Annotated in this window: 21 protein-coding genes, 2 pseudogenes and 1 riboswitch; of the genes and pseudogenes, 15 read left to right on the top strand and 8 right to left on the bottom strand. The window is 46.5% G+C overall.

Annotated elements, in window-relative coordinates:
* The first annotated feature begins 6 nt into the window (after positions 1 to 6).
* From BBG47_RS07530 to BBG47_RS07490, 10 genes and pseudogenes are all read left to right on the top strand, one after another.
* Positions 7 to 261, top strand: a complete 255-nt coding sequence (locus tag BBG47_RS07530) for an acyl carrier protein (RefSeq protein WP_028531520.1) — start codon at positions 7 to 9, stop codon at positions 259 to 261.
* On the top strand, positions 258 to 1,442 hold the full coding sequence (locus BBG47_RS07525; RefSeq protein ID WP_254659772.1) for an acyl-CoA dehydrogenase family protein: 1,185 nt from the start codon (positions 258 to 260) through the stop codon (positions 1,440 to 1,442). Before BBG47_RS07530 ends, BBG47_RS07525 begins: the two co-directional genes overlap by 4 nt.
* A complete protein-coding gene (locus BBG47_RS07520) occupies positions 1,439 to 2,389 on the top strand; it encodes an ACP S-malonyltransferase (RefSeq protein ID WP_065291210.1) in 951 nt (316 codons plus the stop codon). Before BBG47_RS07525 ends, BBG47_RS07520 begins: the two co-directional genes overlap by 4 nt.
* Positions 2,390 to 2,512: 123 nt before the next feature.
* A complete protein-coding gene (locus BBG47_RS07515) occupies positions 2,513 to 3,841 on the top strand; it encodes an aspartate aminotransferase family protein (protein ID WP_254659771.1) in 1,329 nt (442 codons plus the stop codon).
* Positions 3,842 to 3,971: 130 nt separating this feature from the next.
* A pseudogene (locus tag BBG47_RS31385) lies at positions 3,972 to 4,088 on the top strand (3-hydroxyacyl-CoA dehydrogenase NAD-binding domain-containing protein); the annotation flags it as partial.
* Between the two features lie 81 nt (positions 4,089 to 4,169).
* A pseudogene (locus BBG47_RS31380) lies at positions 4,170 to 4,490 on the top strand (3-hydroxyacyl-CoA dehydrogenase family protein); the annotation flags it as partial.
* Complete coding sequence (locus tag BBG47_RS07505; protein ID WP_065291209.1) at positions 4,487 to 5,554, top strand: HAD-IIIC family phosphatase; 1,068 nt, start codon at positions 4,487 to 4,489, stop codon at positions 5,552 to 5,554. The pseudogene BBG47_RS31380 and the gene BBG47_RS07505, both read left to right, overlap by 4 nt.
* Positions 5,538 to 5,786, top strand: coding sequence for an acyl carrier protein (locus BBG47_RS07500; RefSeq protein WP_065291208.1), 249 nt, complete (start codon positions 5,538 to 5,540; stop codon positions 5,784 to 5,786). Before BBG47_RS07505 ends, BBG47_RS07500 begins: the two co-directional genes overlap by 17 nt.
* 43 nt (positions 5,787 to 5,829) lie before the next feature.
* The gene (locus tag BBG47_RS30385) at positions 5,830 to 6,666 is read left to right on the top strand and encodes a hypothetical protein (protein ID WP_217492499.1); all 837 of its coding nucleotides are present in this window, start codon (positions 5,830 to 5,832) and stop codon (positions 6,664 to 6,666) included.
* A gap of 266 nt (positions 6,667 to 6,932) precedes the next feature.
* Positions 6,933 to 7,631, top strand: coding sequence for a 4'-phosphopantetheinyl transferase family protein (locus BBG47_RS07490; RefSeq protein WP_083189140.1), 699 nt, complete (start codon positions 6,933 to 6,935; stop codon positions 7,629 to 7,631).
* Between the two features lie 79 nt (positions 7,632 to 7,710).
* Here BBG47_RS07490 and BBG47_RS07485 read toward each other — a convergent pair whose 3' ends face one another.
* Positions 7,711 to 8,727 (bottom strand): PocR ligand-binding domain-containing protein, encoded by a 1,017-nt coding sequence (locus BBG47_RS07485; protein ID WP_083189138.1) that lies wholly within the window; start codon positions 8,725 to 8,727, stop codon positions 7,711 to 7,713.
* A gap of 199 nt (positions 8,728 to 8,926) precedes the next feature.
* On the opposite strand from BBG47_RS07485, the gene BBG47_RS07480 reads away from it, so the two are divergent.
* The 3 genes from BBG47_RS07480 to BBG47_RS07470 all read left to right on the top strand — a co-directional run bounded on the left by BBG47_RS07480 (position 8,927) and on the right by BBG47_RS07470 (position 13,004).
* On the top strand, positions 8,927 to 10,060 hold the full coding sequence (locus BBG47_RS07480) for a glycerol dehydrogenase (protein ID WP_065291207.1): 1,134 nt from the start codon (positions 8,927 to 8,929) through the stop codon (positions 10,058 to 10,060).
* A gap of 3 nt (positions 10,061 to 10,063) precedes the next feature.
* Positions 10,064 to 11,824, top strand: a complete 1,761-nt coding sequence (dhaK, locus tag BBG47_RS07475; RefSeq protein WP_065291206.1) for a dihydroxyacetone kinase subunit DhaK — start codon at positions 10,064 to 10,066, stop codon at positions 11,822 to 11,824.
* Between the two features lie 171 nt (positions 11,825 to 11,995).
* Positions 11,996 to 12,125, top strand: a riboswitch (cyclic di-AMP (ydaO/yuaA leader).
* A gap of 6 nt (positions 12,126 to 12,131) precedes the next feature.
* Positions 12,132 to 13,004 carry a CAP domain-containing protein gene (locus BBG47_RS07470; protein WP_065291205.1) on the top strand — a complete coding sequence of 291 codons (873 nt, stop codon included), beginning with the start codon at positions 12,132 to 12,134 and terminating at the stop codon, positions 13,002 to 13,004.
* 120 nt (positions 13,005 to 13,124) lie between these two features.
* Here the strand turns inward: BBG47_RS07470 and BBG47_RS07465 are convergent, their stop codons facing one another.
* From BBG47_RS07465 to BBG47_RS07450, 4 genes are all read right to left on the bottom strand, one after another.
* On the bottom strand, positions 13,125 to 13,958 hold the full coding sequence (locus BBG47_RS07465) for a DUF2785 domain-containing protein (protein WP_065291204.1): 834 nt from the start codon (positions 13,956 to 13,958) through the stop codon (positions 13,125 to 13,127).
* A 226-nt stretch (positions 13,959 to 14,184) separates the two neighbouring features.
* Positions 14,185 to 15,588, bottom strand: a complete 1,404-nt coding sequence (locus BBG47_RS07460; RefSeq protein ID WP_065291203.1) for a nucleoside recognition domain-containing protein — start codon at positions 15,586 to 15,588, stop codon at positions 14,185 to 14,187.
* Entirely contained in the window at positions 15,566 to 16,300 is a 735-nt protein-coding gene (locus tag BBG47_RS07455; protein WP_065291202.1) for a FeoB small GTPase domain-containing protein, read from the bottom strand. Before BBG47_RS07455 ends, BBG47_RS07460 begins: the two co-directional genes overlap by 23 nt.
* Positions 16,297 to 16,551: a FeoA family protein gene (locus BBG47_RS07450; protein ID WP_065291201.1), complete on the bottom strand. Its 255-nt coding sequence runs from the start codon at positions 16,549 to 16,551 to the stop codon at positions 16,297 to 16,299. Before BBG47_RS07450 ends, BBG47_RS07455 begins: the two co-directional genes overlap by 4 nt.
* A gap of 542 nt (positions 16,552 to 17,093) precedes the next feature.
* Between BBG47_RS07450 and BBG47_RS07445 the strand changes: the two genes are divergently transcribed.
* A complete protein-coding gene (locus BBG47_RS07445; protein WP_251484461.1) occupies positions 17,094 to 18,227 on the top strand; it encodes an NAD(P)H-dependent flavin oxidoreductase in 1,134 nt (377 codons plus the stop codon).
* A gap of 362 nt (positions 18,228 to 18,589) precedes the next feature.
* Entirely contained in the window at positions 18,590 to 20,185 is a 1,596-nt protein-coding gene (locus tag BBG47_RS07440) for a PASTA domain-containing protein (protein WP_065291200.1), read from the top strand.
* Positions 20,186 to 20,321: 136 nt separating this feature from the next.
* On the opposite strand, the gene gcvPB is transcribed toward BBG47_RS07440, so the two are convergent.
* From gcvPB to gcvT, 3 genes are read right to left on the bottom strand one after another with little or no spacing between them, the layout of a single operon-like run.
* The gene (gcvPB, locus tag BBG47_RS07435; RefSeq protein ID WP_065291199.1) at positions 20,322 to 21,779 is read right to left on the bottom strand and encodes an aminomethyl-transferring glycine dehydrogenase subunit GcvPB; all 1,458 of its coding nucleotides are present in this window, start codon (positions 21,777 to 21,779) and stop codon (positions 20,322 to 20,324) included.
* Positions 21,776 to 23,131: an aminomethyl-transferring glycine dehydrogenase subunit GcvPA gene (gene gcvPA, locus BBG47_RS07430; protein WP_065291198.1), complete on the bottom strand. Its 1,356-nt coding sequence runs from the start codon at positions 23,129 to 23,131 to the stop codon at positions 21,776 to 21,778. The genes gcvPB and gcvPA overlap by 4 nt, the downstream gene beginning before the upstream one ends.
* Entirely contained in the window at positions 23,128 to 24,255 is a 1,128-nt protein-coding gene (gcvT, locus tag BBG47_RS07425; protein ID WP_065291197.1) for a glycine cleavage system aminomethyltransferase GcvT, read from the bottom strand. Before gcvT ends, gcvPA begins: the two co-directional genes overlap by 4 nt.
* Positions 24,256 to 24,303 lie beyond the last annotated feature (48 nt).

The following is a 24,303-nucleotide window of genomic DNA, read 5'->3' as shown; positions in this document are numbered from 1 at the left end:
GTGAAGATGAACAAGGAAGAAATCGTGGGCTTTATGAAAGCAGAAATTGCAACGATTCTTAATGAGGAGCCAGAAGAGATTGATGAGGATATGAACTTCATGAAGATCGGCGTGTCCTCCGTTCAAGCTCTCAAAATTGTGAACAGACTCCGCAGAAAACTGGAAATCAATATTAATCCGGTGGCATTGTTTGAATTCAAGACAATTTCGGAATTCGCTGGGCATTTGAGTGAATGCGTAGAAGAAAAGGTGTCGCTATGAAGAACATTCAAGAAATGGAACCAACACAGGCAACACAGGCCAATTCACAGGCAGCGATTGTGGAGGAGGCTCGTACATTTGTTGATAAAGAAGTGCGTCCACTTGTGCGAAAAATGGAAGATGAGGGTACAATGCCGCGTGAACTGATTGAGAAAATGGCGCAAAAAGGCTATCTGGCGGCATCTTTACCTGTCTCCTATGGCGGGCTTGGCCTCGATCCGATCCATTATGGCATGTTTACAGAAGCGTTCGGAAAGGCTTCTGTAGCAGCGCGCAGCTTGATAACCGTTCATACCTCGCTAGTCTCAGAGACATTGCTTCGCTTCGGGACGAAGGAGCAGAAAGAAACCTGGCTGCCACGGCTGGCACGAGGAGAACAGATTGCATGCTTCGGATTAACCGAACCAGAGGTTGGATCAGATGCCAAGAATATCAAGACATCATGGCATGAGGAAGACGATTATTACGTGATTAATGGTGTGAAAAAGTGGATAACGTTTGGAGATATCGCGGATGTATTTTTTATTGTTGCAGCGAATCAGGGGAAGTGCTCCGTTTTTCTCGTGGAGAGAGCTTATGAGGGTGTTGAAACAAAAGCAATTGAAGGACTAATGGCATCACGTTCAACCCATCTGGCTGAGATTCATCTGCGAGATGTTAAGGTGCCGAAATCACATGTAATAGGGAAGCTTAACTTCGGCTTCGAATATGTGGTCTCGACGGCACTGGATAACGGCCGATACAGTATCGCGTGGGCTGGTGTTGGCATTGCGCAAGAAGGCGTGGATGCAATGGTGTCCTATTCCCGAACCCGCTCGCAGTTCGATCAGAAGCTGAGCAGCTTCCAACTAATTCGCGGGATGATCGCAGATGCGGTAACGAAGGTACACGCTGCAAGAGCATTATGTTTGCGAGCAGGAGAAATGCGGCTTTCGAAGGAAGACGAGGCTACGATTGAAACGACAATTGCAAAGTATTTTGCATCCAAGGTAGCGGTGGAGGTCGCAAGCGATGCTCTGCAAGTACATGGGGCCAATGGCTTCAGTAATCAATATCCGGTAGAGAGGTTGTACCGGGAAGCGAAGGTGTTGGAGATTATCGAGGGATCCTCCCAGATGCAGCAAGAAATGATTTCGTATTACGGTCTACGGCATTATTTCAAGCGAGGTTACTCGATATGAAGCTTGCCGCAGCATTTCCTGGACAAGGCAGTCAATACAGCGGAATGTGCCACTCATTGATGGAGGAGTTCCCGATCGTGCAGGAGGTATTTGAAGAGGCGAGTGATGTATTGAACTTGGATTTACAAGACCTTCTGTTGAATGGAAGCTTGGAAGAACTGTCACTTTCCGAAGTTGCTCAGCCCACAGTCGTGACCGCAAGTTATGCACTGTATCGAGTGTGGGAGAAACAGATCGGACTTGTACCATTCGGAGCTGTAGGGCATAGTCTTGGCGAGCTTTCGGCGCTCATTGCGGCAGGAGCATTGCCCTTCTCGGATGGTGTCCGTTTGGCAAGAGAAAGGGGAAGACTGATGCATCGCGCGCTGCAAGAGAAGAAGGGGAGAGCGGGAATCGTTGTAGATATAGATGTAGACACGCTTACAGATATCATCGAGAGCGTTCGTTCACATGATTATGTCACAATTTCCGGTTACAATTCTCCCAGTCAGTTCATCATTGCGGGGCATCAGACGGCACTTCTGAAGGTAGAGGATGATGTGGTCGAGGCGGGGGGAGAATTTATTCCATTCCGCATGATGCCTATGAAGGCAGATGCGCCTTACCATAGTGCATTAATGGACTATTTGAAGCCTGAGTTCGAAGCTTGCTTGCAGCACGTGACATTCAGCCCTACCAAATTCGATGTATGGTCGACAGTGACAGGTAAAATTATCGAGCCCGCAGACAACTTAGCAGCGATTCTTGCCCATCAGTTGGTTACACCGGTGTATTGGAATCAAGTGCTCGAAGCGATACATGAAGCAGGAGCTGACTTATTTGTGGATATTGGCCCGAATCAAATCACCCGTAATTTGATTCGGGAAAATACGAGGCTTCCTCAATCTTTATCATTTGATGATCAGGCGGATCGGGAACAACTGTCTCAACTACATATTCACGCTTGACCGGATATTGATATCGTATTGCAGCGATCCTATCTGATACAAGATGCCAAGAAGGAATCTACTGGATGATGGGTGTTGGTAGCTTCGTTGGATAGTAGAGTCAATAAAGGAGGGATAGCGCAATTGATTACGCGACAGAACACAATGGAGCTTTACAACCGGAGAGTGAAAGAGCTTCTGCCCGGAGGCGTGCATTATAATTTCCATCTTCCGTGGGAGGAAACCCCAATTCACTTCGTCAAAGCCGAAGGCAGTCGAGTATGGGATATGAACGGCAACGAGTATCTTGATCTATATGCTAGATTCGGTGCGCTGATCGTTGGCCATGGGAATTTAGAATACAATGAGAGCCTGAAGGAGACAATCGATCGGGTTCTCTCGGTTAGCCACTGTGATATGGATGCAGAAGCGCTTGAGTTGATTGCGAAGTATATCCCTTCGGCTGAGATGATCCGTTTTGGCTTGTCAGGTACGGAAATCGTACAGAATGCATTACGGGTAGCTAGGGCATGGACAGGTAAAAACCGCTTCGTCCGATTTGAAGGCCATTATCATGGCAATGCAGACAACATTATGGGTGGGAGAGCGCCGCGCAGCGGGGAGCCAATCCCATCCGATTTCAGAGGAGACCTCAAAGGAACAGCAGGCCGCGCAGTGGATTCGCTTGAGAGCCAATCCTACTTGCTGCCATGGAATGATGAAGCGGCACTAGAAGAACTGCTGCGGAAGAAAGGCCATGAAATTGCTGCTGTCATCACGGAGCCGGTATGCGTGAATGGGGGAAGCGTCATGCCCGCACCGGGTTATCTGAAGAAAATGCGGGCGTTATGTGATGAATATGAGGTTGTACTTATTTTCGATGAGATAATAACCGGACTTCGTATGGGATTAGGCGGCGCTCAAGAGCAATTCGATGTACGTCCTGATCTGACAACACTTGGCAAGGCAATTGCGGGAGGCGGCGTACCTGTATCTGCACTAGTTGGCAAGAAGGAGATTATGCAGCTTCTGGTCGACAAAAAAGTAATTCATGCTGGAACTTTCAACGGGTACCCGCTTGGAACGGCAGCTGTCAAAACAACACTGGAAATATTGAGTCGCAATCAAGGACTGGCAATGACGGAAATGAATGAAAAGATGTGTGAGATGCAGCAGATTATCCAGCAGGAAGCGGATGCTATAGGGCTTCCACTCGTCATTCAAGGTCCGCCAGCATGTTCAGCCTATCATTGCTGCTCTTCGGTACTGACAAGTCCTTCGGACTATGATTTTGAGATTATGTCGATGGACATTATTTTGAACCATAATCTTTCGAAGAATGGCATACTCGTTTCGACGATGTCGAGACTGTATCCGAACATATCCCTGACAGCAGAGGATGTGGAATGGTTCCGGACCAAGGTAGGCAAGGCTTTAGCAGAAACGAAGGAAACATACGAAGAAATCTACTAATCATTTGCTCTTCTTGTATCAGTCTAGCTCCGGCTAGCAGATTGTAAGCGCGGTATTAGTGAGCACATGAAGTGTCTGCATAGCATGATAGAGGAGGGATGGGAAGAGGTCGAACCAAACAGTTGCGATCGTGGGTGCAGGGGTCATGGGCTGTGCAACTGCACTGGATTTAGCAAGATACGGCTATGAGGTACTCTTAAAGGATATTTCATCTGATGCACTGTACCGGGCGAAGCATATAATCAAACAAGAGTATCGAGCTGCCGGCATGATTCGCAACGAATATTTGTCCTTTGATCTCAACACAATCTATCAACGAATTATTGACGACTTGCCTGGATTCGTCTCGAATCGCTTATCCCATCTGTTCATGAATGAAGCGGCCTATCTTGTACAGGATGGAATTGCGACGGCGAAGCAAGTGGATCAAATTATGAAGCAAGGCTTCCATCATAAGATGGGGCCGCTGGAAACGGCTGATTTAATAGGCTTGGATACGGTTGTTCATTCGCTTGAGGTTCTGTATGACAGCTATCAAGATCCCAAGTATAGATGCTGCCCATTGTTGAAGAAGATGGTTGATGCTGGCCTATGGGGACGCAAAAGTGGAAGAGGGTTCTATGACTATTCCGATGGAGGATACGTATGAGCGAAAAAAAAGAGTATAAATGCGTCGTGTGGGATTTGGACAATACACTATGGGATGGGGTGCTGGTGGAGTCATCCAGCGTCCAACTTAAGGAGGGCATGCGGGAGATTATCGAGACACTTGATAGCCGCGGAATTCTTCAATCGATTGCCAGCAAGAACGACTATGACTTGGCCATGTCCAAGCTGAAAGAGTTCGGATTGGATGATTACTTCCTGTATCCTGAAATTCATTGGAACGCCAAATCATATTCACTCGCAGAAATTCAGAAAAATATCAATATCGGTATGGACACGATCCTGTTTGTTGACGATCAGCCCTTCGAATTGGAAGAAGTACAGAACGTCCATGAGAGTGTTCACTGCATCAATGCGGATCAATATCTCACCCTGTTATCTCATCCATCACTGAACCCTCGATTCATAACGGTTGATTCTGCACGAAGACGCAAATTGTATCAGGCTGATTATCAGCGGAAGCTGGCAGAAAGTGAATATCAAGGGCCCTCAGAGGCGTTTCTCGCAACGTTGTCTATGAAGTTTACGATCTATCCTGCGCAGGAAGAGGATTTGAAGCGAGCTGAGGAGCTGACGGTTCGAACGAATCAATTGAATGCTACGGGAAGAACGTTCAGCTACGAAGAATTGGATGAGTTGCGGCAATCTCCGCACCATCGGCTGCTAGTCTGTCAATTAGAAGACAAGTATGGAGACTACGGTAAGATTGGGCTAGCCTTAATCCATACCCAAGAAACTCATTGGAAGCTAGAGATGCTGCTCATGTCCTGTCGAGTCGTATCGCGAGGCGTAGGAACGGTGCTGCTCAGTTACATTTTACAAGAGGCTCGCAAACAGAACACCCCGCTGCTGGCTGATTTTCGCGAAACAGGACGCAACAGGATGATGTATGTCAGTTATCGCTTTGCAGGATTTCGTGAGAAATCATCGGATGGGCAGGGCAACTATGTGTTGGAACATGATTTAGCCAATATTCAAGACTTCCCACCTTATATTGAAGTCCAATTGCCAAATGTTGAAGGAGGATACTATGAACTATCAAAATGAAATCAGAAACTTCATTCATCAAAATTTGTCCATTAGCGAAGACAACATTGAATTCTCGGATGACGACAATTTCTTCAAATTGGGTTTCGTCAACTCGCTGTTTGCGATGAAGCTTGTGAATTTTGTCGAGCAGAAGTTCGGAATCGAAGTCGAAAATGAGGACATGGATTTGAAAAATTTCAGCACGGTCAATAACCTACTGGCTTTGATCCATAAGAAAGTGAATGTGTAAGTAAGATCCAGCACCAAACCAATATGATAGGGAGGTTGAAAAGATGAGCAATCATAACAAATATCTGTATTTGTATTTGGCCATCTCGTTTGGCGCTTGTTGGGGGATTGGGCTTGCCTATATGCTGTTCGGGGACATTCTGGTTCCGATTACAGGACCTCTCACGCTTATGCATCCGCTGACCATCATTGCGCTTTACTCACCATCGTTCGCTGGATTGATTGCGTATTATGCAATGGGCGGTTCAAAGGCAGTGAAGGGCGTGTTCTCCAAACTTATTCCTAGAAAACAAGACTTGTTCTGGTTCCCTGTATTGTTAGTAGTTGTCATTTTGTTCGTAGCGACAATGCACTATGGCTCAAAGCTCTTCGGCATTCCTCTTCCGCAAATGACATACAGTATTTCTGACATGTTCCTAATTGGACTGTGGAATCTGATTGAGGAGACAGGGCTTATCGGTGGAATCTTTGGCTGGATTGGCTTTTTGCTTCCTTTTCTTCAGGGCAAATTCAAAAACAATGTTACCAGTTCGCTGCTCACTGGACTCATATTTGGACTATGGGTGCTGCCAGGCTACGTGATCTCTTCCTATGAAACTAGCACCTCCTATTTTCTCTACGTTATTCAGCTCATGTTCTTCATATGGTTCCAAAGCTACGTGTTCAATGCAACAAGAGGCACTCTGCTGTTCTATCTCTTCACGTTCTGGCTGACAGCAACGGGAAGCCGACTTCAGTTCTATTACTTCAACGCGCAAGTACAGATTTTGCAAGTCAGCTTCTTCTTAATCGCTGCGATCATTATGCACTTCATCTATAACAAGCAGAAAGAAAAGAACAACTATGAATTGCAAATGTCTCCACAATTCATTCAAGCATAACGGTCTATTCATCGTTTACAGATAATCAAGGATGCTCATTCGTCTTCCAACATGAGGGTATTTACAGCACGTTGACTGATGAGCATCTTTTGCTTGGAGCATGCTATTCATGCTCGACTCATGCTCGACGGTAATCTTATTGGCTAATACCAGCTAGGCAAATATAATAGAGACAAGGATGACATAAAAGCACGGGAAGAGCATCTGGCTAGCTGGTTACTGAAAATGGGCTTCTAAATGTCGTTCAATAAGTCGGACAAAAGGTGATGAACATAACGAAAATCGCAGCATTTCACTTACCGGAACACATTTCGTCTGCGGAGTATGATGATTTCATGAGCAAGGTTGCACCGCAGCGAAGAGATCGAATTAGCAAATTTAAGTTTGTTGAAGATGCGTATCGCTCTCTGTTTGGAGAAGCTTTGGTCAGAGCAGTGTTGTGTAAGGATTACGGATATACAAATGCAGACATACATTTTGAACACAATGAGTACGGCAAGCCACGTGTCGCAGGAGACAGCGACTTTTCCTTCAACATTTCTCATTCAGGCTGCTGGGTGATGATGATATGGGGGCAAGGAGTACTTGGCATTGATGTGGAGCAAATAAAGCCAATCGACTTGTCGATTGCGCGTCGTTTTTTCTCGATGGAAGAAACGGATGCTCTTATGCAAAAAGATGACGGGGAGAAGATAGACTACTTCTATACATTATGGACATTGAAGGAAAGCTATATCAAGGCAGCCGGGAAGGGCTTATCTATTCCGCTGGATTCCTTCTCCATCGTTGACAATGGGGCAGGGACATTCGAATTGAAGCCGGATAAGGAATCGGTACGCTTCTATACGTTCGAGCTGGAACATGGTTATAAAGCAGCAGCCTGTACAGAAGGATATGAAAAGAATGAACGATCACCATCCATCTCATATGTAACGATGGATGATTTGCAGCAGTGGATTCGATGAGTAATTGGAAGATAGGAAGAGTTGAAAAGCCGTCCCCAAGTTCGAAGGAGAACGTGGAGTGACGGCTTTTTGTTATGGTTTATCGTTTATAGATTTGGCGATAGCGAGCAGGTGTAAGTTGCTCAAATTTCTTAAATGACTTAATGAAGTAGCTCGGTTCACTGAAGCCAAGCTCATTGCTAATTTCCGAAATAGACAGATCGGTAGTCTCCAAGATTTGTTTGGCCCACTCGATTTTGAGATGCGGAATGAACACCGAGAAGTTTTCTCCTGTTTCTTTCGTAAAAATACGACTGAAGTAGCTGGGACTGACATGGCAGAGTGCAGCCATATCCGTCAGCTTTACGTTCTCGCTCTTGTGTGTATAAATATAATCGAATGCAGGCTGAAGCATCGAGTTGGAGGCAAGCATTTGCTGATTTTTCATCTTGCTAATTTGATTGTCGATAAGCGTGTTATCGAGTTCTGCCTTGAATGTTTGAATGCTGCGATAGCTATGGTCTGCTAAAAACTCGGAGGCAGTCTTCTCACTATGAAGCGCCTGCCGATACATTTCAATGGTTGTATTTTTGGAAATGGCTTCCTCTACAATATAATTACATAGATGATAGAGCATTTCAGAAATGGTGACAACCTCATCATAAGACAGTTCCGGCAAGGAGCTGTATTCCGGCTCGAGATTCTTGAACTTCCGATTCGCATCCGCATTAGCTGGTCGGGTAACAATTTGTTCGAGCTCCATCGGATTGTCACGCAGCTTGACTTGTCCGGCCATCACTGCTCCCATGTATTGATTATTCACGATAATCGGAATAGCAATATCGACAATATTGAAGTGGCACAAATAGATATACGGCTTATTCAGCCGAACAGCCTCCAGACCGCCGCGTGCATCGCACTTCTGGCAGTATTGCGACAACGATTCATCCTGTCTAATGGCCTTGCAGAAGCTTTGGCAATGACTGTGCGCTGTAACCGGGACGCCCTTATAGTCAGTCGTAATCACGGCCATCTTCGTCACTAAGGATAGCGAGTCTTGCAGCTGCTGCCATTTTTCCATATCGATGATGCTCTCTAAGCTAAAACGGGAACTCACGATGACTCATTCTCCTTTTGTTCGCGTGGCTAAATTATAGCATAATTTTCGGGTTGGATGACAAGATAATACCATTCGGCGTACAAATGATAAGAAAATCCGATAAGATAGCGCTTTATTTCGCAATAATAGTTCAATGATCTAGTTCATTGACGGTTCTATAATAAACATATAAATAGCACAGAGGAGGCATTTAATCATGAGAAAAGCGTTTATCAGCCCAGCCAAATATGTACAAGGTGAAGATGAACTTTATAACCTGGGTTATTTCATTCGAACATTCGGAGATTCTGCTCTTCTGATCGCTCATCCAGATGATGTGCAGCGTGTAAAGCATAAGCTTGAACATACAATGAATAAATACAAAGTTACGTTAGTTGAGAGCGGTTTCACTGGAGAGTGCTCGCGTCAAGAAGTAAAACGACTACAACAGCTTGCGATTGAACATAATTGCTCATGTACAATTGGACTTGGCGGTGGCAAAGCGATTGATACGGCCAAATGTGTGGCAGAAGGGGAAGCGCTCATTATCGTTCCAACTATTGCAGCAACTGATGCGCCAACTAGCCATTCCGCGGTGATGTACACGCCTGAAGGGGAATTTGACGATTATGCTTATTTCAAGCAAAGTCCTAGTGTGGTCATGATTGATACGACTGTCATTGCGAATGCGCCAACGCGCTTCCTCGTAGCAGGCATGGGAGATGCGCTCTCCACTTACTTCGAAGCACGTGCAACAGCAAGCTCTTATTCGAATGTAAATGCAGGACTGCCTTGTGGTGCAATGGGAGGAGTAGCACCTGCCAGAGGTACGAAAGCTGCACTCGCACTTGCGAAGTTGTGCTACGAAACCTTGCTTGAAGACGGTGCGAAGGCGAAGATGGCTTGTGATGCGAACTTGGTAACGCCTGCACTGGAGAACATTGTGGAAACGAATATTCTGTTGTCTGGATTAGGGTTCGAGAGCGGCGGATTGGCCGCAGCTCATGCCATCCACAATGGATTAACTTCACTTGAAGGCACTCACTCTTATATGCATGGCGAGAAGGTAGCCTTTACAACATTGGTGCAGCTTGTCCTTGAGAATGCAAGCGCAGCAGAAATGAACGAGGTATTGGAATTCTGTGTAAGCATTGGTCTTCCGGTATGCTTGGCTGATCTCGGTGTAACAAGTGTTACGAACGAAGAATTACAGGCAGTTGCACAGAAGGCGTGCATCCCTGAAGAATCTATCCACTCCATGCCGTTCCCAGTCACAGAAGAGATGGTCGTATCGGCGATTCGAGTGGCTGATATGATGGGTCAACAATTCAAAGACCAGAAGGACGTGTAAGGAATGAAAAAAATACTGAATCAACCGGAAACTTTGGTTCGGGAAATGTGCAACGGTATGGTGCTTGCACATCCGGAACTGGAGTTCATCAGCAAATACAAGATTGTCAAGAAAAAAATCGTGAATGAGAACAAGGTTACGTTGATCAGTGGCGGAGGAAGCGGTCATGAACCAGCTCACGCTGGATTTGTTGGACAAGGCATGCTCGATGTAGCTGTATGCGGTGATGTATTTGCATCCCCATCACAAATTCAAATTTATCAAGCATTAAAGGCCTCTGCAAGCAAGAAGGGAACGCTGCTCATAATTAAGAACTACAGTGGCGACATTATGAACTTCAAAAATGCGTCGCATCTAGCCACAGAAGACGGAATTCAGGTCGATTATGTCAAAGTGGACGACGATATAGCTGTAGAGGACAGTCTATACACGGTTGGCCGCAGAGGTGTTGCAGGGACAGTGCTCGTTCATAAGATTGCAGGTGCGGCCGCTGAAGAGGGCTTGGAGCTTGCAGAAGTGAAGGCGATTGCCCAGCACGCGATCGACAACACAAGAAGTATTGGATTCGCGCTTACCTCATGCACAGTTCCAGCGAAAGGAACACCAACGTTCCAGTTGAATGACGATGAGATCGAATATGGCGTAGGAATTCATGGGGAGCCTGGCATTCGCCGAGAGAAGATCGCTTCTGCTAACGAACTGGCGAAGAAAATGGTTGCGGATTTGTTCCGTGACATGAAGATTACAGCAGGCTCGGAGCAGGAGCTAGCCGTGCTGATTAACGGATTTGGCGGATCCCCGCTGCAAGAATTGTACTTGCTGGCGAACGCCGTAGTTCGGGAGATTCATGCACAACAAATTACTCTTGTCAAAGTATTCGTAGGCAACTACATGACAAGTATCGATATGGCTGGCGCGTCGGTGTCGGTTATCCGCTTGGATGAACAGCTTAAGCATTACCTCGAAGCAAGCTGCAATACACCGGCGTTGCAGGTGAGTGGTTCATTTGAACCAATCCATCCTGAGGAGATGTCCGAAGCAGGAACTGCGAGCCAAGAGGTATCTTTCACAGTAGAGACGGACGAGTCCTTCTCGAAGGTCGAACATAATGTGTTCACGGTTAATAACCTGATCTATCTAACAGACAAGATGAGTGAAATCATCATTGAAAATGAGGTTCCATTCTGCGATTTGGATTCACATGCAGGTGATGGCGACTTCGGTATGAGTGTGGCGAAGGGCTTTAAGCAATTGAAAAGAGAATGGCATGACATCATTGCACATCATTCAGACAACTTGGGCAACTTCCTCCATGCTTGCTCATTAGTTATTATGGAGCATTGCGGCGGCGCTTCCGGCCCAATCTGGGGTTCAGCATTCCGTGCAGCCAGCAAGTTCGCGGGCGAACGCGTAGAATTGTCCGTTTCTGAATTTGCACAAATGATGCAAGCCGTTGTTAAAGGCATTCAAGACACGGGCGAGCGCTCCTTCGGAAGAGGAGCTGTAGTTGGGGATAAGACACTTGTCGATGCACTGGCACCATTTGCAGATGCGTGGGTGCAAAGTGCGGCTGAGGGCGATGACGTGAAGACTGCTTCTGTGAAAGCGGCAGAGGCTGCTGTTCAAGGTGCAAAGTATACAGAGACAATTGTAGCTCGTATGGGAAGAGCGGGGACGGTTGGCGAACGGAGTCTTGGCTATCCTGATGCTGGTGCCTATGCGCTTGGTGTGATTTTCACAGCGTTGTCCCAAGTGATCAAGTAAGAAGCGAGCGGATTAGGAATAGATCAATTTCCGACCAAATGGAATACTAGAAAAGTAGAACCGGAGTGCAGTCTAGCATACTCCGGTTCTTTTTGTTTGGAAGATATTATAATTAATTACAATATATTTGAAATGATCTCCTGTATTATCCGTGTTAGGATCGGAAACGTACCACAAAACAAGCCGAAGCTCATCAGAGCGCGGGGGAACCGATTCATTGGGGTGAAGTCGTGTAGCGACAGGGGAGTCCACTTTAACCCGAACCCGACAGCTAACCTCGCAGGCTGCAAAGGGAGAGATGTACAGGATGAAGAAGACATTTAAGAAAGTTGTAATTACAAGTGCGATTGCATTGGCACCGGTTATGGCGGTAAACTCTGCTATGGCAGCACCCGTTAGCCCAGTGCAACAGCCGAATCCGATGATGAACTCGAATTGTTCAAACCTGGGTATGAATATGGATCTCAATAGTATCTTCCAAGATAACTCGGAATTGAAGCAAATCTTGTCCAAATGGATGGAAGCCATTCAAAAAGAAATTGGGAACAAGCCAATCGTTCCGCCTCCAGTTCAAAAACCAGAGGTGGACAAGCCGGTAGTAAATAAACCTGAGGTTGAAAAGCCAGAAGCAAACAAACCTGAAGTTGAGAAACCTGAGGTAGAGAAGCCAGAAATCGAGAAACCTGAAGTTGAAAAGCCTGAGGTTAACAAACCAGAAGTAAACAAACCAGAAGTAAACAAACCAGAAGCTGAAAAACCAGTAACACCTGGTGAAAATAAACCAACTGCGCCACAAGACAACAACAATGCGAACAGTGACTTCGCTAGCCAAGTTATCGATTTGGTGAACCAAGAACGTGCGAATGCTGGTTTGCAGCCATTGAAATCCGATGCACAATTGAACAAAGTTGCGATGATCAAGGCGAAAGATATGAATGATAACAACTACTTTGACCATCAATCTCCAACACTTGGCTCCCCATTCGATCTGATGAGAGCACAAGGTGTCAATTTCAATACTGCTGGCGAGAACATTGCCAAAGGCCAACGTAATCCGCAAGAAGTAATGAACGCATGGATGAACAGCGATGGACACCGTAAGAACATCCTGAACTCCAGCTTCACTTCCATCGGTGTTGCATACTACAATGGCGTGTGGGTACAATCATTCACAGGCTAACGAGTTAAGTATGTAGATATCACATCAAGAACCTGCAGGTAAGTGCAGGTTCTTTTTTTTGTATTTAATCAGGCGCTCTACAAGAGAATAACGAGGAAATTAACAGAAATGAAGCTGATCTTATATGTCTCTGTTAAAGACCGGATTCAGTTTCTTTTCAATGTTATACCAATTGTGCCATTCTGTTGTTGGAACGATGAATTCTCTCATTGCTGCACGCATCCATACAGATCGAGCAAAATTTTTAACATTTATGCGTCTACAGCGATGAATCACTTTGTCTTCATTGGGCAGCTCAACCTGCATAAGCCACGCGCAATAGGACGTGAACGACAACTTATTAAGCTCAAGCATTGACACGACGGCTGTCGCCATGCGTTCATCTTCCTCTGTTCGCAAGATATGATTCGCATGAAGAAGCATGTGCTCAATGGCACTGAGAAGCTTCTTGCATTCCTCTGGGCCAATGTGTGGACTGCGTACACAAGCAGCCATGACATCTGCGATGTGAGCTGGAGCATGAGCCCATCCCTTAACTTCTACATAATCGCGATAATCGTTCTCCTGCATGCAATAATCAACAACTCGCTTCGCAATGTGTTCATATAAAGGCTTGCTTATATAAGGCTGTTGTTCATCACGCTTCAGAAGCAGTGCGAGTAAGAGGGCGGAGAATGTACGTTGGAAGACCGAATCGTTCTCAGCAGTCCCAATTCCTTTGAAAAGCATTTGGTCTGATAACGTCTGATGAAGAAGCTCTGTTAGTTGTCCAGCGGTCAGGATTTTTTGTGTAATAAGCCATTCATACAATATCCCGTATGCAAGATCATCCCTCAATTCAGGATCTGTAGAGCCAAGTAGGCTGACTACTTGTTGTACGGCTTCATATTGTTCGATTTCTGTTGGTAGCTCATATTGATGATCCATAATTGAGCGCAGCTGCTGCTTGTCCATGAAATGAATCCCCCCATTAAAGATGTTTAGGTATTTGTATTCGCTAATGAATAATCATAAAAAGAATGAGATGATCATTTTAACATGATAGGAAAGAAATGTATATGTAGACGAATGGTAGAAACGAACGAAATCATGGTTTCTAGCAATACGGTATAGTTAGCAATTAAGGAGGGAATGAATAAGAAACCCCCTGAACATAATCGTTTAGGGGGGAGAGATAACTTTATACCCAACCGAAGGCTCTAGCGAGCTGAGCCGTGGCGAAGGTGACAGCTATAGCGATTCCGAGCGGAATAACGGCAGACAATACTGTCCATTTTGTACTTTTCGTTTCTTTATAAATGTTGAATAATGTCGTTCCGCAAGGGTAGTGGAGCAAGGAGAACAGCATCATGTTTAATGCAGTCAACCATGTCCATCCATGCTGCAGGAAGATATCCTTGATGTTCTCCATTCCATCTGCATCAACCATTGCCCCAGAGGACAAGTAGCCCATAAGCAAGATGGGAAGGACAACTTCGTTCGCAGGCAAGCCGAGCAGGAATGCCATAACGATGAATCCATCTAGGCCAATGGCTTGGGCGAATGGATCGAAGAATGAAGCCATATGATTCAAGACGCTGTCGCCGCCTACAAATACGTTGCCAAGAATCCAAGTCAGAACGCCGGCTGGTGCCGCAATAACGACAGCACGAGTCAATACGTTAAGGGATTTGTCACGCGATGACAATAAAATCGTCTTCCAGACTTGCGGTCTGCGGTACGGTGGAAGTTCTAGTGTATAATGTGTGGGCACACCGCGCAGTGCTGTTTTGGACATGACCCAAGACACGGTCAAGGTGACAACAATACCAATCATAACCATGCCCATCACGATAGCTGCGGTTACGATCGTCTGCATTCCGCTTGCTACACCTGCTGCCATGAACAGAGATGACAACAGAATCAGGGTCGGCCATCTGCCGTTGCATGGTACGAAATTATTCGTTAATATTGCAAGCATACGTTCTCGTGGAGATTCGATAATCCGTGTGGACAAGATCGCTGCTGCATTGCATCCGAAACCCATCGACATCGTCAAGGCTTGCTTTCCGTGGCCGCCTGATTTTTTGAATAGACGATCCATGTTGAAAGCTACCCGTGGCAAATACCCGAAATTCTCAAGTAACGCGAAAATAGGGAAGAAAATAGCCATAGGCGGCAGCATGACACTAATTACCCATGATGTTCCTCGATATAAGCCGAGTACAAGAATGCCATGCAGCCATGCAGGAGCATTCATCGCTTCAAATGCAGTGTTTAAGTACCCTTCAATCACTTCGAAGAAGGAAAATATCATTTCCGACGGAACATTTGCTCCAGCAATCGTCAACCAAAATACAACACCCAAGATGGCGAGCATGATCGGAAAGCCCCAGATCGGAGAGGTTAGAATCTTGTCTAACCGGTATGTGCTTTTTAATTTCTTCTTGTCTTCATAGACAACGGCTGTACTGCATATATCACGCGTCGTACGATAAATATCCGTTACAATTCCGTCCCGAATTGCTTCTCCGCTTGCAAGAGTGCGTGCTCTGGACAATAAGGAGTCCAATGATTCTGAATTAGTGGCAAGCGGTGTGGCCATACGAAACAACTCCCTTCACGGTATCTGCGACCGGCGAGTTCCATCTGGATCTCATCGAATTGATCAAGCTCTCATCACCGTCAAGCAGACGAAGTGCAATCCATCTTGTTGGAAATGATGTGCCAAGCTTCTCCCGAATGATCGGTTCTAGTGCTGCGATTTTCTCTTCTATATCCTCGTTATATTGCACGAGCAGCGGGGCAGGTACAATCTTGCCGGAAGCTACGCCCCTAATTTTCTCCATCATTTGATCAATCCCAGTACGGTGTCGTGCAGAGATCGCAACTGCAGGAACGCCAAGCTTCTTCTCGATCGCATTAATGTCGATCTTAACACCGAGCCGCTTCGCCTCGTCCATCAAGTTAATGCAGACAACAACGCGGTTGGTCATTTCCATCACTTGCAGTGCCAAGTTCAAATTACGCTCCAGTGATGTCGCGTCCAGTACGACGAGTGTCACATCGGGTTTCTCAAAAATAATATAATCCCGAGCGGCTTCCTCGTCGGCTGAATTGGAATAGAGCGAATACGTACCCGGCAAGTCGACCATTTTATAGGAAGTACCTTCATGATTGAAGTGGCCTTCTGCTGTTAGGACGGTTTTTCCCGCCCAGTTTCCCGTATGCTGCCGCATTCCTGTAAGGGAATTGAACAAGGTACTTTTACCGGTATTTGGATTGCCGGCTAAGGCAACCGTATATTGTTCTGTCATTGATCATCACTCCCAACTAATTCACCATACATGAGTGTGCTTTCTTCCTTGCGAAGCGCTATCGTTGTATTATTGACTCGGAATGCGATCGGATCGCCGAGCGGACTGCGCTGCAGCACTTCGATCACATTGCCTGGAACAAAGCCGAGATCAAGTAATCTTCTCCGTAGTACTCCTTGAACCTCGATTCGATTCAACCGTACATGCTGGCCTGTGCCAGCGCTGTATAGCGTTACGACATTTGAATGCATTACATTCACTCTCCTGATTTCACCATGTCCTAAAAAGTTTGCCCAATGCAAGATTTGCCCCAAAAAAAAGCGGAATTGTTCCATTCGTGCTACTTCATTAGTATAGGTCAACTATGTTTGTTGGGCAACAAAAACTTTCCCCGATGCAAAAATATTTATATTTATCATATGCGCGAAGGGTGGAAACGTTGCCATCTTTTCCGTGAAATTATCATTCTAGTTGGATTGATCATTATCGCGTTCTGAATATCGTGAGTGCGCTTCTCGACAGTGATGATGGTACACGGTTTACGCTTATCCGACCAGCAATTCTAAACCCTGCTATGATTCATAGACATTGTACGCACGATGACACTGATGGGAAACACATTATGTCAATGCATCAATTATGCACGGAGTCAGAACAAGTGAAAGTGGTCATTATACAGGAAATTCCATCTCTTTCGTCGAAGGGTAGGAGTGTGGAACGAGGCGATCTCGTACATGTACGAAAATAGCATGATCGATGTTCAAATCCTTGGTGCAGAAGGGAAGATTGAATCGTGAGTGATAGATTGAATAAGACTAATACGATAATCCATCGATTAGGCATCCAATACCCAATTATTCAAGCAGGGATGGCAGGGGGAGCAACCACACCTGAACTTGTAGCGGCTGTATCGAGCGCTGGAGGGCTCGGGACGCTGGGAGCGGGATACATGCAGCCTGAACAGATGCGAAAAGCAATTCGGGCAATCAAACAGCTTACGAGCAAGCCCTTTGCAGTAAATCTATTCATACCAGAACCAGCCGGGATTGATCAGCATATATCGGATGCAGTGATGGAAGATTTGCAGAATATCGATAGACATCTGAATCAGCAAGGTCAAGAAATCAGCGAGGGTAGAAGCAAAGATAGAAGCAAAGTGACATACTGCTTTGATGAGTCAGCTTATCGGCTAACTTTTCATAACCAGATTCAAGTCATTCTTGAAGAGAACGTTCCGATTCTCAGCTTTACATTCGGAATTCTCGATGAGAACTATATTCGTCAATTGAGAGAAGCTGGCATCCTCTTAATAGGAACAGCAACACATGTTGCCGAGGCGAAACAGCTTGAAGCTGCAGGTATCGATATGATCGTGGCTCAAGGCAGTGAGGCAGGCGGGCATCGCGGAACATTTGCAGGAGACCCCTATTCAGCTCTAATCGGCACATTGGCGTTAGTTCCTCTTATTGCTGATCAGGTATCGGTTCCCGTCATTGCTGCCGGCGGTATAATGGATGGACGCGGGATAGCGGCGGTCATGGCCCTTGGAGCACAAGCAGCACAGTTAGGGAGTGCTTTCCTGCTGTGCAAGGAGAGTGGGGCACATCCCGCTTATCAAGCGGCCATTCGCGCATCTGACGAATGCAGTACGGTCATTACGAGGACAATCTCAGGCAAGCCTGCAAGAGGAATACGGAATGATCTCATTCGCAGGCTAGAGACTTATCACGATTCCATACCTGCTTATCCAATTATGAATGAACTTACGAGAGGCGTTAGACAGTCGGCTGCTCGAACCAATAATCCTCAATATATGTCATTATGGGCAGGGCAAGCAGCACGAATGGGGGAAGTTCAAGGGGCACATGACAAGATGGAGCAGTTGATCAAGCAATGGAGAGATGTAGTGAAGACGTTGCAAATGTAAAATTGAGAGCGACCGATGGTGATACAATGATGATTAAACAATGACGAACAATGACGAACGATGATGAAACGATGTCAAATCAATGATTCAGCAACGACTAGACAACGAATAAATCACGATAAATTGATGACGAAATGTTGATGAATCGTTAATGAAAATGATGGAAGAAAATAATCTGAAAAATTTGCGAAAATGAGCCAGATTAAGCTATGTAGGCGATAGTTTAAGGAATTGGCAAATAGCTGCACAATGTTTCGTTAATGCAAGTTTTGCAAAAAATCATAATTTGCTTCATAATGTCTTAGGAGAGCTCGACGTTCAGCGTTGGGCTTCCAAGCATGAATCGCGGAGGAGCAAGACATATGAGTGCTTACATTGGGGAACGTTATCAATTATGCAAGGTAATTTTGCATTTGGCAGATGGAGTTTTATATGAAGCCATAGATTTGTCACTTAAGAGAGATGTATTTATATATTTGGTAGAGAATAAGGGACTGGATAAGGCTGAGCAATGCAAGAAAGCGTTTGGTCAAATCTCGCATTTTTCAAATAATCGATTCTTCCATATGCTGAATGCAGGGACGTCCGGCAGTGATTTCTTCGTGGTGTTCACCTCCTATAACGGAATGCCGCTGGCGAAGTACATACAGCATCACGCGCTGAGTGCCAACAAGACGCTGTCCTTGTTATATGAAGTTGGTAAGGCGATTCAAGATGCGCTGGAATCGAATATTACGAACTTCTCCGTATCTGTCGACAACTTGTGGATTACGGAGGATCATCAAGTTCTTGTGATGAACTATTGGTCAGAGGCACCGACCGAGCGCTGCGGTACATTGGGACTGTGCTACTTGCTGTATCAGCTGAGCACACTGCATTTGAATGTGCCTCAATACTATGAAATGTATGAGTCGCGCTTGGCCGGTGCATTGAAGGAACTGTCTCCAGGTCAGAAGGAAGCGCTGTTGTCTCTCGTACAGAGTGTCTATTTAGGAGAAATCTCGCAGTTTTCCTTCATGCTGACACTCCGCGAGATTATGGATTCGCCGAACATCCCTGTGAAGACAATTGGGGGCATTTATACGCCGCCCGTTCCGAAAGTGGATCCAGAGCTGCTCATCACTGCTGAGGAAGAGGCGGAGGAAGAAGAAGCCGCACCTTATGAAGCGGATAACGCGGAGAATGTGGGTCGCAAGAAAATGATACTCATTCTTGCATGTGCTGCCGTATTTATTTGCGTATTGGGCGGAGCAGTCATGTTGGCAAACTCCTTGTCGAAGGCAAATGATGCAGCAATATCTACTGATGCTCCAGAGTCTAACGATCAGGTTGCAACAGAGAATCCAGCAACAGAGCCGGGAACGGATTCAGATGCAAGCCAACAGGACTCCGGCTCTTCTACAAACGTAACAGAGCCGCCAGCGACGGATAGCAATAATAATTCATCCAATGACAATTCCTCTCAAGAACGCAAGACGGAGAAGAAATCGGATGATGCGGATCGGAAGTCGACAGAGCGTGACCGTGACCGTAATCGGGATTCCAACTCGAACAATACGAGTGTAACCCCGCCTACAACGCCAGAAAAGAAACCTGACGATCATACAACGGATTCTGGTACGACGAATAACGGTGCTCATGATGGTCAGACAGGGACAACGCCAGACACGACAACGCCACCAGACGGTCAGCAGCCTGATGGCCAGCAGCCGGATCCGAACACGAATACAACGACGGAACCGCCGAATTCTGTTGAGATTGCTGTTCCTAACTTAGTGGGCTTGTCGAAGGAAGAAGCGGAGAAGCAGGTTCTTGCAAGCGGCTTAAAATATGAGTATGTTCTCGAGAACTCGGATGAACAGGAAGCAGGGAAAGTATTTAAGCAAGAGGTTCCTGCTGGTGGAGCTGCGAAGAAGGGTGACAAGATTAAATTCTATGTTAGCCGAGCGAAGAAATAATTAAAGCAATCTAAAGTTGTAATACTGAAGGACTGAAGGTAAGTTACATTTCGTCCAATAATGAAATGCCCCGAGTGCCGTAACCGAATTGTCGGTAGGCGCTCGGGGCATTTTGCATGTTGCTGCTTATTACTAATTAATTACAAGCACAGTTCAATACAGGCTTCCGTGCGGCTTGGGTTTCATCCAATCGCTTCACATCCGTATAATGCGGTGCATTCAGCAGCAGTTCAGGTTGTTCCTTCGCTTCCTGTGCGATCTGGATCATTACATCGATGAAGCGATCCAGCGTCTGCTTGCTCTCTGTTTCCGTAGGCTCGATCATCATACATTCCTCGACATTGAGCGGGAAGTAGATGGTTGGCGGATGGAAGCCGAAGTCAAGAAGGCGTTTGGCAACATCCAGCGTCCGCACACCGTACTGCTTCAACCCTTTGCCTGACATCACAAACTCATGCTTGCACACGCCTGGATATGGAATATCGTAATAAGGCGCCAGACGGTGCATCATGTAGTTGGCATTCAGTACCGCGCATTCAGATACACGGCGCAGCCCTTCTGGACCGTAAGTGCGAATATATACATAGGCGCGCAAGAGGATACCGAAGTTACCGTTATAGGCCTTGACTCGTCCAATGGACAGCGGAGAGCCTTGATCGAATTCATATGAACCATCCTCAAGCTTCATCACCGTAGGGGAAGGGAGGAATGGAATCAGCTTGCTCTTCACGCCAACAGGGCCAGCACCAGGGCCACCGCCGCCATGAGGCGTGCTCATCGTCTTGTGCAAATTCAAATGGACAACATCAAAGCCCATATCCCCAGGACGCGTAATACCCATAATGGCATTGGAGTTAGCGCCATCATAATAGAGCAATCCGCCAGCTTCATGAACAATGCTCGCGATCTCGACAATATGCTCTTCGAACAATCCGAGCGTGCTCGGGTTCGTGAGCATCAATGCTGCCGTATCAGATCCAACAGCGGCTCTGAGTGCTTCCAGATCAACGAATCCTTGTTCGTTAGACGGTATTGTAATCGTATCTAAGCCAGCTACAGTTGCACTAGCGGGGTTCGTACCATGAGAGGAATCAGGAACGATTACTTTCGTCCGCTGCTCGCCGCGGCTCTCATGGTAAGCACGGATCATCATCAACCCCGTCCATTCTCCATGCGCGCCTGCCGCAGGCTGAAGCGTGACCTTATCCATACCAGTTAAGGTAGCGAGATCCTCTTGCAGCGTGTACAGCAGCTCTAGAGCCCCTTGCACCGTGCTTGTAGGTTGATAAGGATGGATTGCTGCGAGACCTGTCAGCCTTGCTGCATCCTCGTTAATTTTCGGATTATATTTCATCGTACAAGAGCCGAGTGGGTAGAAACCATTATCTACGCCGAAGTTGCGGCGTGATAAGGCGGTATAATGTCGAATCACATCAACCTCATACACTTCAGGCAGCTCGGCCTCTTGACTGCGCAGCATCGAAGTTGGGATAAGCTCTTGAATCTCGATTTCTGGAACATCACATTCAGGTAAGGAATAGGCAATACGCCCAGGATGACTCAATTCAAATATTAGTGCTTGTTCCGGTTTCATACGCAGCTCACCTCCAGCAGGTCAATAAATTGTTCGATGTCTGATTTGGATTTTTTCTCCGTGACCGCAATGAGCATATGTCCTTCCAGTTCAGGATAGAAGCGGCCAAGATCCAAGCCGCCAATGAATCCGTTGTCCAGGAGCAGAGACTGCAATCGATCCATGTCAGTATCTTGCGGGAGACGAAGTACGAATTCATTGAAATAAGGCGCTTGGAACGCTAATCCAAGATTGGGCTTGTTGTTGATGTAAGCAGCTGCATAATGAGACTTCTGTATATTGAGCTTCGATACCTCTTGCATTCCCATCTTGCCCATGACGGACATATAGACGGAAGCAGCAAGAGCAAGAAGTGCTTGGTTCGAGCAGATGTTGGATGTCGCCTTCTCGCGACGAATATGCTGTTCTCTCGCTTGGAGTGTAAGAACAAATCCACGCTTGCCATCCAGATCCTTGGTCAAGCCGACAATTCTGCCTGGGATGCGGCGCATATAGGGCTCTGCAACGGCAAAGAAACCGCATGTAGGACCGCCGTAAGATGCTGCAATGCCAAGCGGCTGGGCATCTCCAACACATACGTCGACACCTAGTTTGCCAGGGCTCTCCAACATAGCAAGACTCAGTGGATTCGTACTCATGATGAGCAGGCCTTTATTTGCATGTGCAATCGGTTCAATGGCGCGCACATCTTCAATGCATCCGAAGAAGTTCGGGGACTGAATCAGTACGGCAGCAGTCTCGTCCGTGACAGCACGCTCCAGCTGAGCAAGGTCAGTCACGCCGTCTTGATATCCAATCTCGACTACTTCAACATTAAGTCCTCGAGCCATTGTGCGAACAATCTGTCTCGCTTCTGGATGGACAGTGCTCGAGATGACAAGCTGCTTGCGCTTCGTTGCGCCAACCGCCAGTGCTCCAGCTTCTGCAAGTGCAGTAGCGCCATCATACATGCTGGCATTGGCAACAGCCATACCAGTCAACTCGCATATATAGGATTGAAATTCAAAGATTGCTTGCAATTCACCCTGACTGATTTCAGGTTGATAGGGTGTATAGGCTGTATAGAACTCTGATCTAGAGACTAGATGCTGAATGACTACAGGGATATGATGATCGTATATTCCAGCACCAAGGAAGCTGGTATGGCTCTCACTGTTAGCATTGCGGGAGGCCAATTCCTTCATATGCTTCATCATGGCTGCTTCATCTAATGGTTCAGACATTGGCAGTACTCCATTGTAACGAATGGAGGCTGGGATATCGCGGAATAGCTCGTCAATGGAAGAGATGCCGATCTGCTGCAGCATGTCAGCCTGATCTTGTTCCGTCACTGGAATGTAACGATGCTTCATGATGGATTCGCTCCTTTGGCAGGGGTCGGGATTCGTTTATAAAATGGAGTCGAGACGACGCGGGCTTTCAACTGCTTGCCGCGAATTTCGACAAGAATTTCTGTATCCAATTCAGAGAATGCGGATTCAATCAAGGCCAGCCCTAGATTGCGCTTTAATGTCGGCGACTGTGTTCCTGTTGTAACTTCTCCGATCACGCGCCCATCTGCAAGCACTGGATAATGGGAGCGAGGAATGCCTTTGTCGATCATCTCAATGCCAACCAGCTTTCGTGCCGGTCCATCGGTCTTCTGCTTCGTTAATGCTACACGGCCGATGAAGTCGCCCTTATCCAGCTTGACGAATCGTGCTAGTCCTGCCTCAAGCGGCGAGATATCGGCTGTAATTTCTTGTCCATAGAGGGGGAGACGTGCCTCGAAGCGCAAGGTGTCTCTAGCACCAAGCCCTGCTGGGAGCAAGCCGAACGGTTCGCCCGCGCGAATCAGTTCATTCCATACGTGTGCTGCATCCTCTACGGACAAGTAGAGTTCGAAGCCATCTTCACCGGTATAGCCTGAGCGAGACAGCAATGTTGATACGCCGCAGACTTGTGCATCTGATAGGAAATGGAATGGTGCGAGCGAATCAATAGGTGCTTCAGTTACCGCAGCAAGAATAGCTTGGGCATTCGGCCCTTGAAGGGCAAGCAATGCTGTGCGATTCGATACATTGGTCAAGGTAACGCCATGAATCAGGTGTTTCTGCAGCCATGCGTAGTCTTTATCGATGTTGGAGGCATTAACAACGAGCATGTAACGGTCGCTCTTCATCTGATAAATGAGAATATCATCGACAACTCCTCCATCAGGGTAGCACATCAGCGTATATTGTGCTTTGCCATCCTCGAGCCGCGATACATCATTTGTTGTCATCTGTTGAAGAAATGTCAGGGAGGCAGGGCCGCTTACGATAAATTCACCCATATGGGAGACATCGAATAGACCTGCATGTGTACGAACTGCTTCATGCTCTCGCTGAATGCCGATAAATTGAACAGGGAGCTCCCAGCCGCCGAAGTCAATGCAGCGTGCACCCGGATAAGCAGAGTATTGATCAAATATTGGCGTTCTCTTCAATTGACTCATGAATTCACCTCGATACGCGTATTTGGACTAATTATCGGTATACGAACA

Source organism: Paenibacillus sp. KS1 (assembly GCF_001680695.1).
Taxonomy (GTDB): Bacteria; Bacillota; Bacilli; order Paenibacillales; family Paenibacillaceae; genus Paenibacillus_B; species Paenibacillus_B suaedae.
This window is presented reverse-complemented; position numbering and strand designations above follow the sequence as displayed.

What these genes read in the sequence shown, in the direction of transcription:
- BBG47_RS07480 (WP_065291207.1), top strand. Translation starts at nt 8,927, where the DNA reads ATGAGAAAAGCGTTTATCAGCCCAGCCAAATATGTACAAGGTGAAGAT.
- BBG47_RS07455 (WP_065291202.1), bottom strand. Translation starts at nt 16,300, where the DNA reads ATGACAGAACAATATACGGTTGCCTTAGCCGGCAATCCAAATACCGGT.
- BBG47_RS07520 (WP_065291210.1), top strand. Translation starts at nt 1,439, where the DNA reads ATGAAGCTTGCCGCAGCATTTCCTGGACAAGGCAGTCAATACAGCGGA.
- BBG47_RS07460 (WP_065291203.1), bottom strand. Translation starts at nt 15,588, where the DNA reads ATGGCCACACCGCTTGCCACTAATTCAGAATCATTGGACTCCTTATTG.
- BBG47_RS07505 (WP_065291209.1), top strand. Translation starts at nt 4,487, where the DNA reads ATGAGCGAAAAAAAAGAGTATAAATGCGTCGTGTGGGATTTGGACAAT.
- gcvPA (WP_065291198.1), bottom strand. Translation starts at nt 23,131, where the DNA reads ATGAAGCATCGTTACATTCCAGTGACGGAACAAGATCAGGCTGACATG.
- BBG47_RS07465 (WP_065291204.1), bottom strand. Translation starts at nt 13,958, where the DNA reads ATGGACAAGCAGCAGCTGCGCTCAATTATGGATCATCAATATGAGCTA.
- gcvPB (WP_065291199.1), bottom strand. Translation starts at nt 21,779, where the DNA reads ATGAAACCGGAACAAGCACTAATATTTGAATTGAGTCATCCTGGGCGT.
- BBG47_RS07490 (WP_083189140.1), top strand. Translation starts at nt 6,933, where the DNA reads ATGAACATAACGAAAATCGCAGCATTTCACTTACCGGAACACATTTCG.
- dhaK (WP_065291206.1), top strand. Translation starts at nt 10,064, where the DNA reads ATGAAAAAAATACTGAATCAACCGGAAACTTTGGTTCGGGAAATGTGC.
- BBG47_RS07500 (WP_065291208.1), top strand. Translation starts at nt 5,538, where the DNA reads ATGAACTATCAAAATGAAATCAGAAACTTCATTCATCAAAATTTGTCC.
- BBG47_RS07440 (WP_065291200.1), top strand. Translation starts at nt 18,590, where the DNA reads ATGAGTGCTTACATTGGGGAACGTTATCAATTATGCAAGGTAATTTTG.
- BBG47_RS07525 (WP_254659772.1), top strand. Translation starts at nt 258, where the DNA reads ATGAAGAACATTCAAGAAATGGAACCAACACAGGCAACACAGGCCAAT.
- BBG47_RS30385 (WP_217492499.1), top strand. Translation starts at nt 5,830, where the DNA reads ATGAGCAATCATAACAAATATCTGTATTTGTATTTGGCCATCTCGTTT.
- BBG47_RS07470 (WP_065291205.1), top strand. Translation starts at nt 12,132, where the DNA reads ATGAAGAAGACATTTAAGAAAGTTGTAATTACAAGTGCGATTGCATTG.
- BBG47_RS07530 (WP_028531520.1), top strand. Translation starts at nt 7, where the DNA reads ATGAACAAGGAAGAAATCGTGGGCTTTATGAAAGCAGAAATTGCAACG.
- BBG47_RS07450 (WP_065291201.1), bottom strand. Translation starts at nt 16,551, where the DNA reads ATGCATTCAAATGTCGTAACGCTATACAGCGCTGGCACAGGCCAGCAT.
- gcvT (WP_065291197.1), bottom strand. Translation starts at nt 24,255, where the DNA reads ATGAGTCAATTGAAGAGAACGCCAATATTTGATCAATACTCTGCTTAT.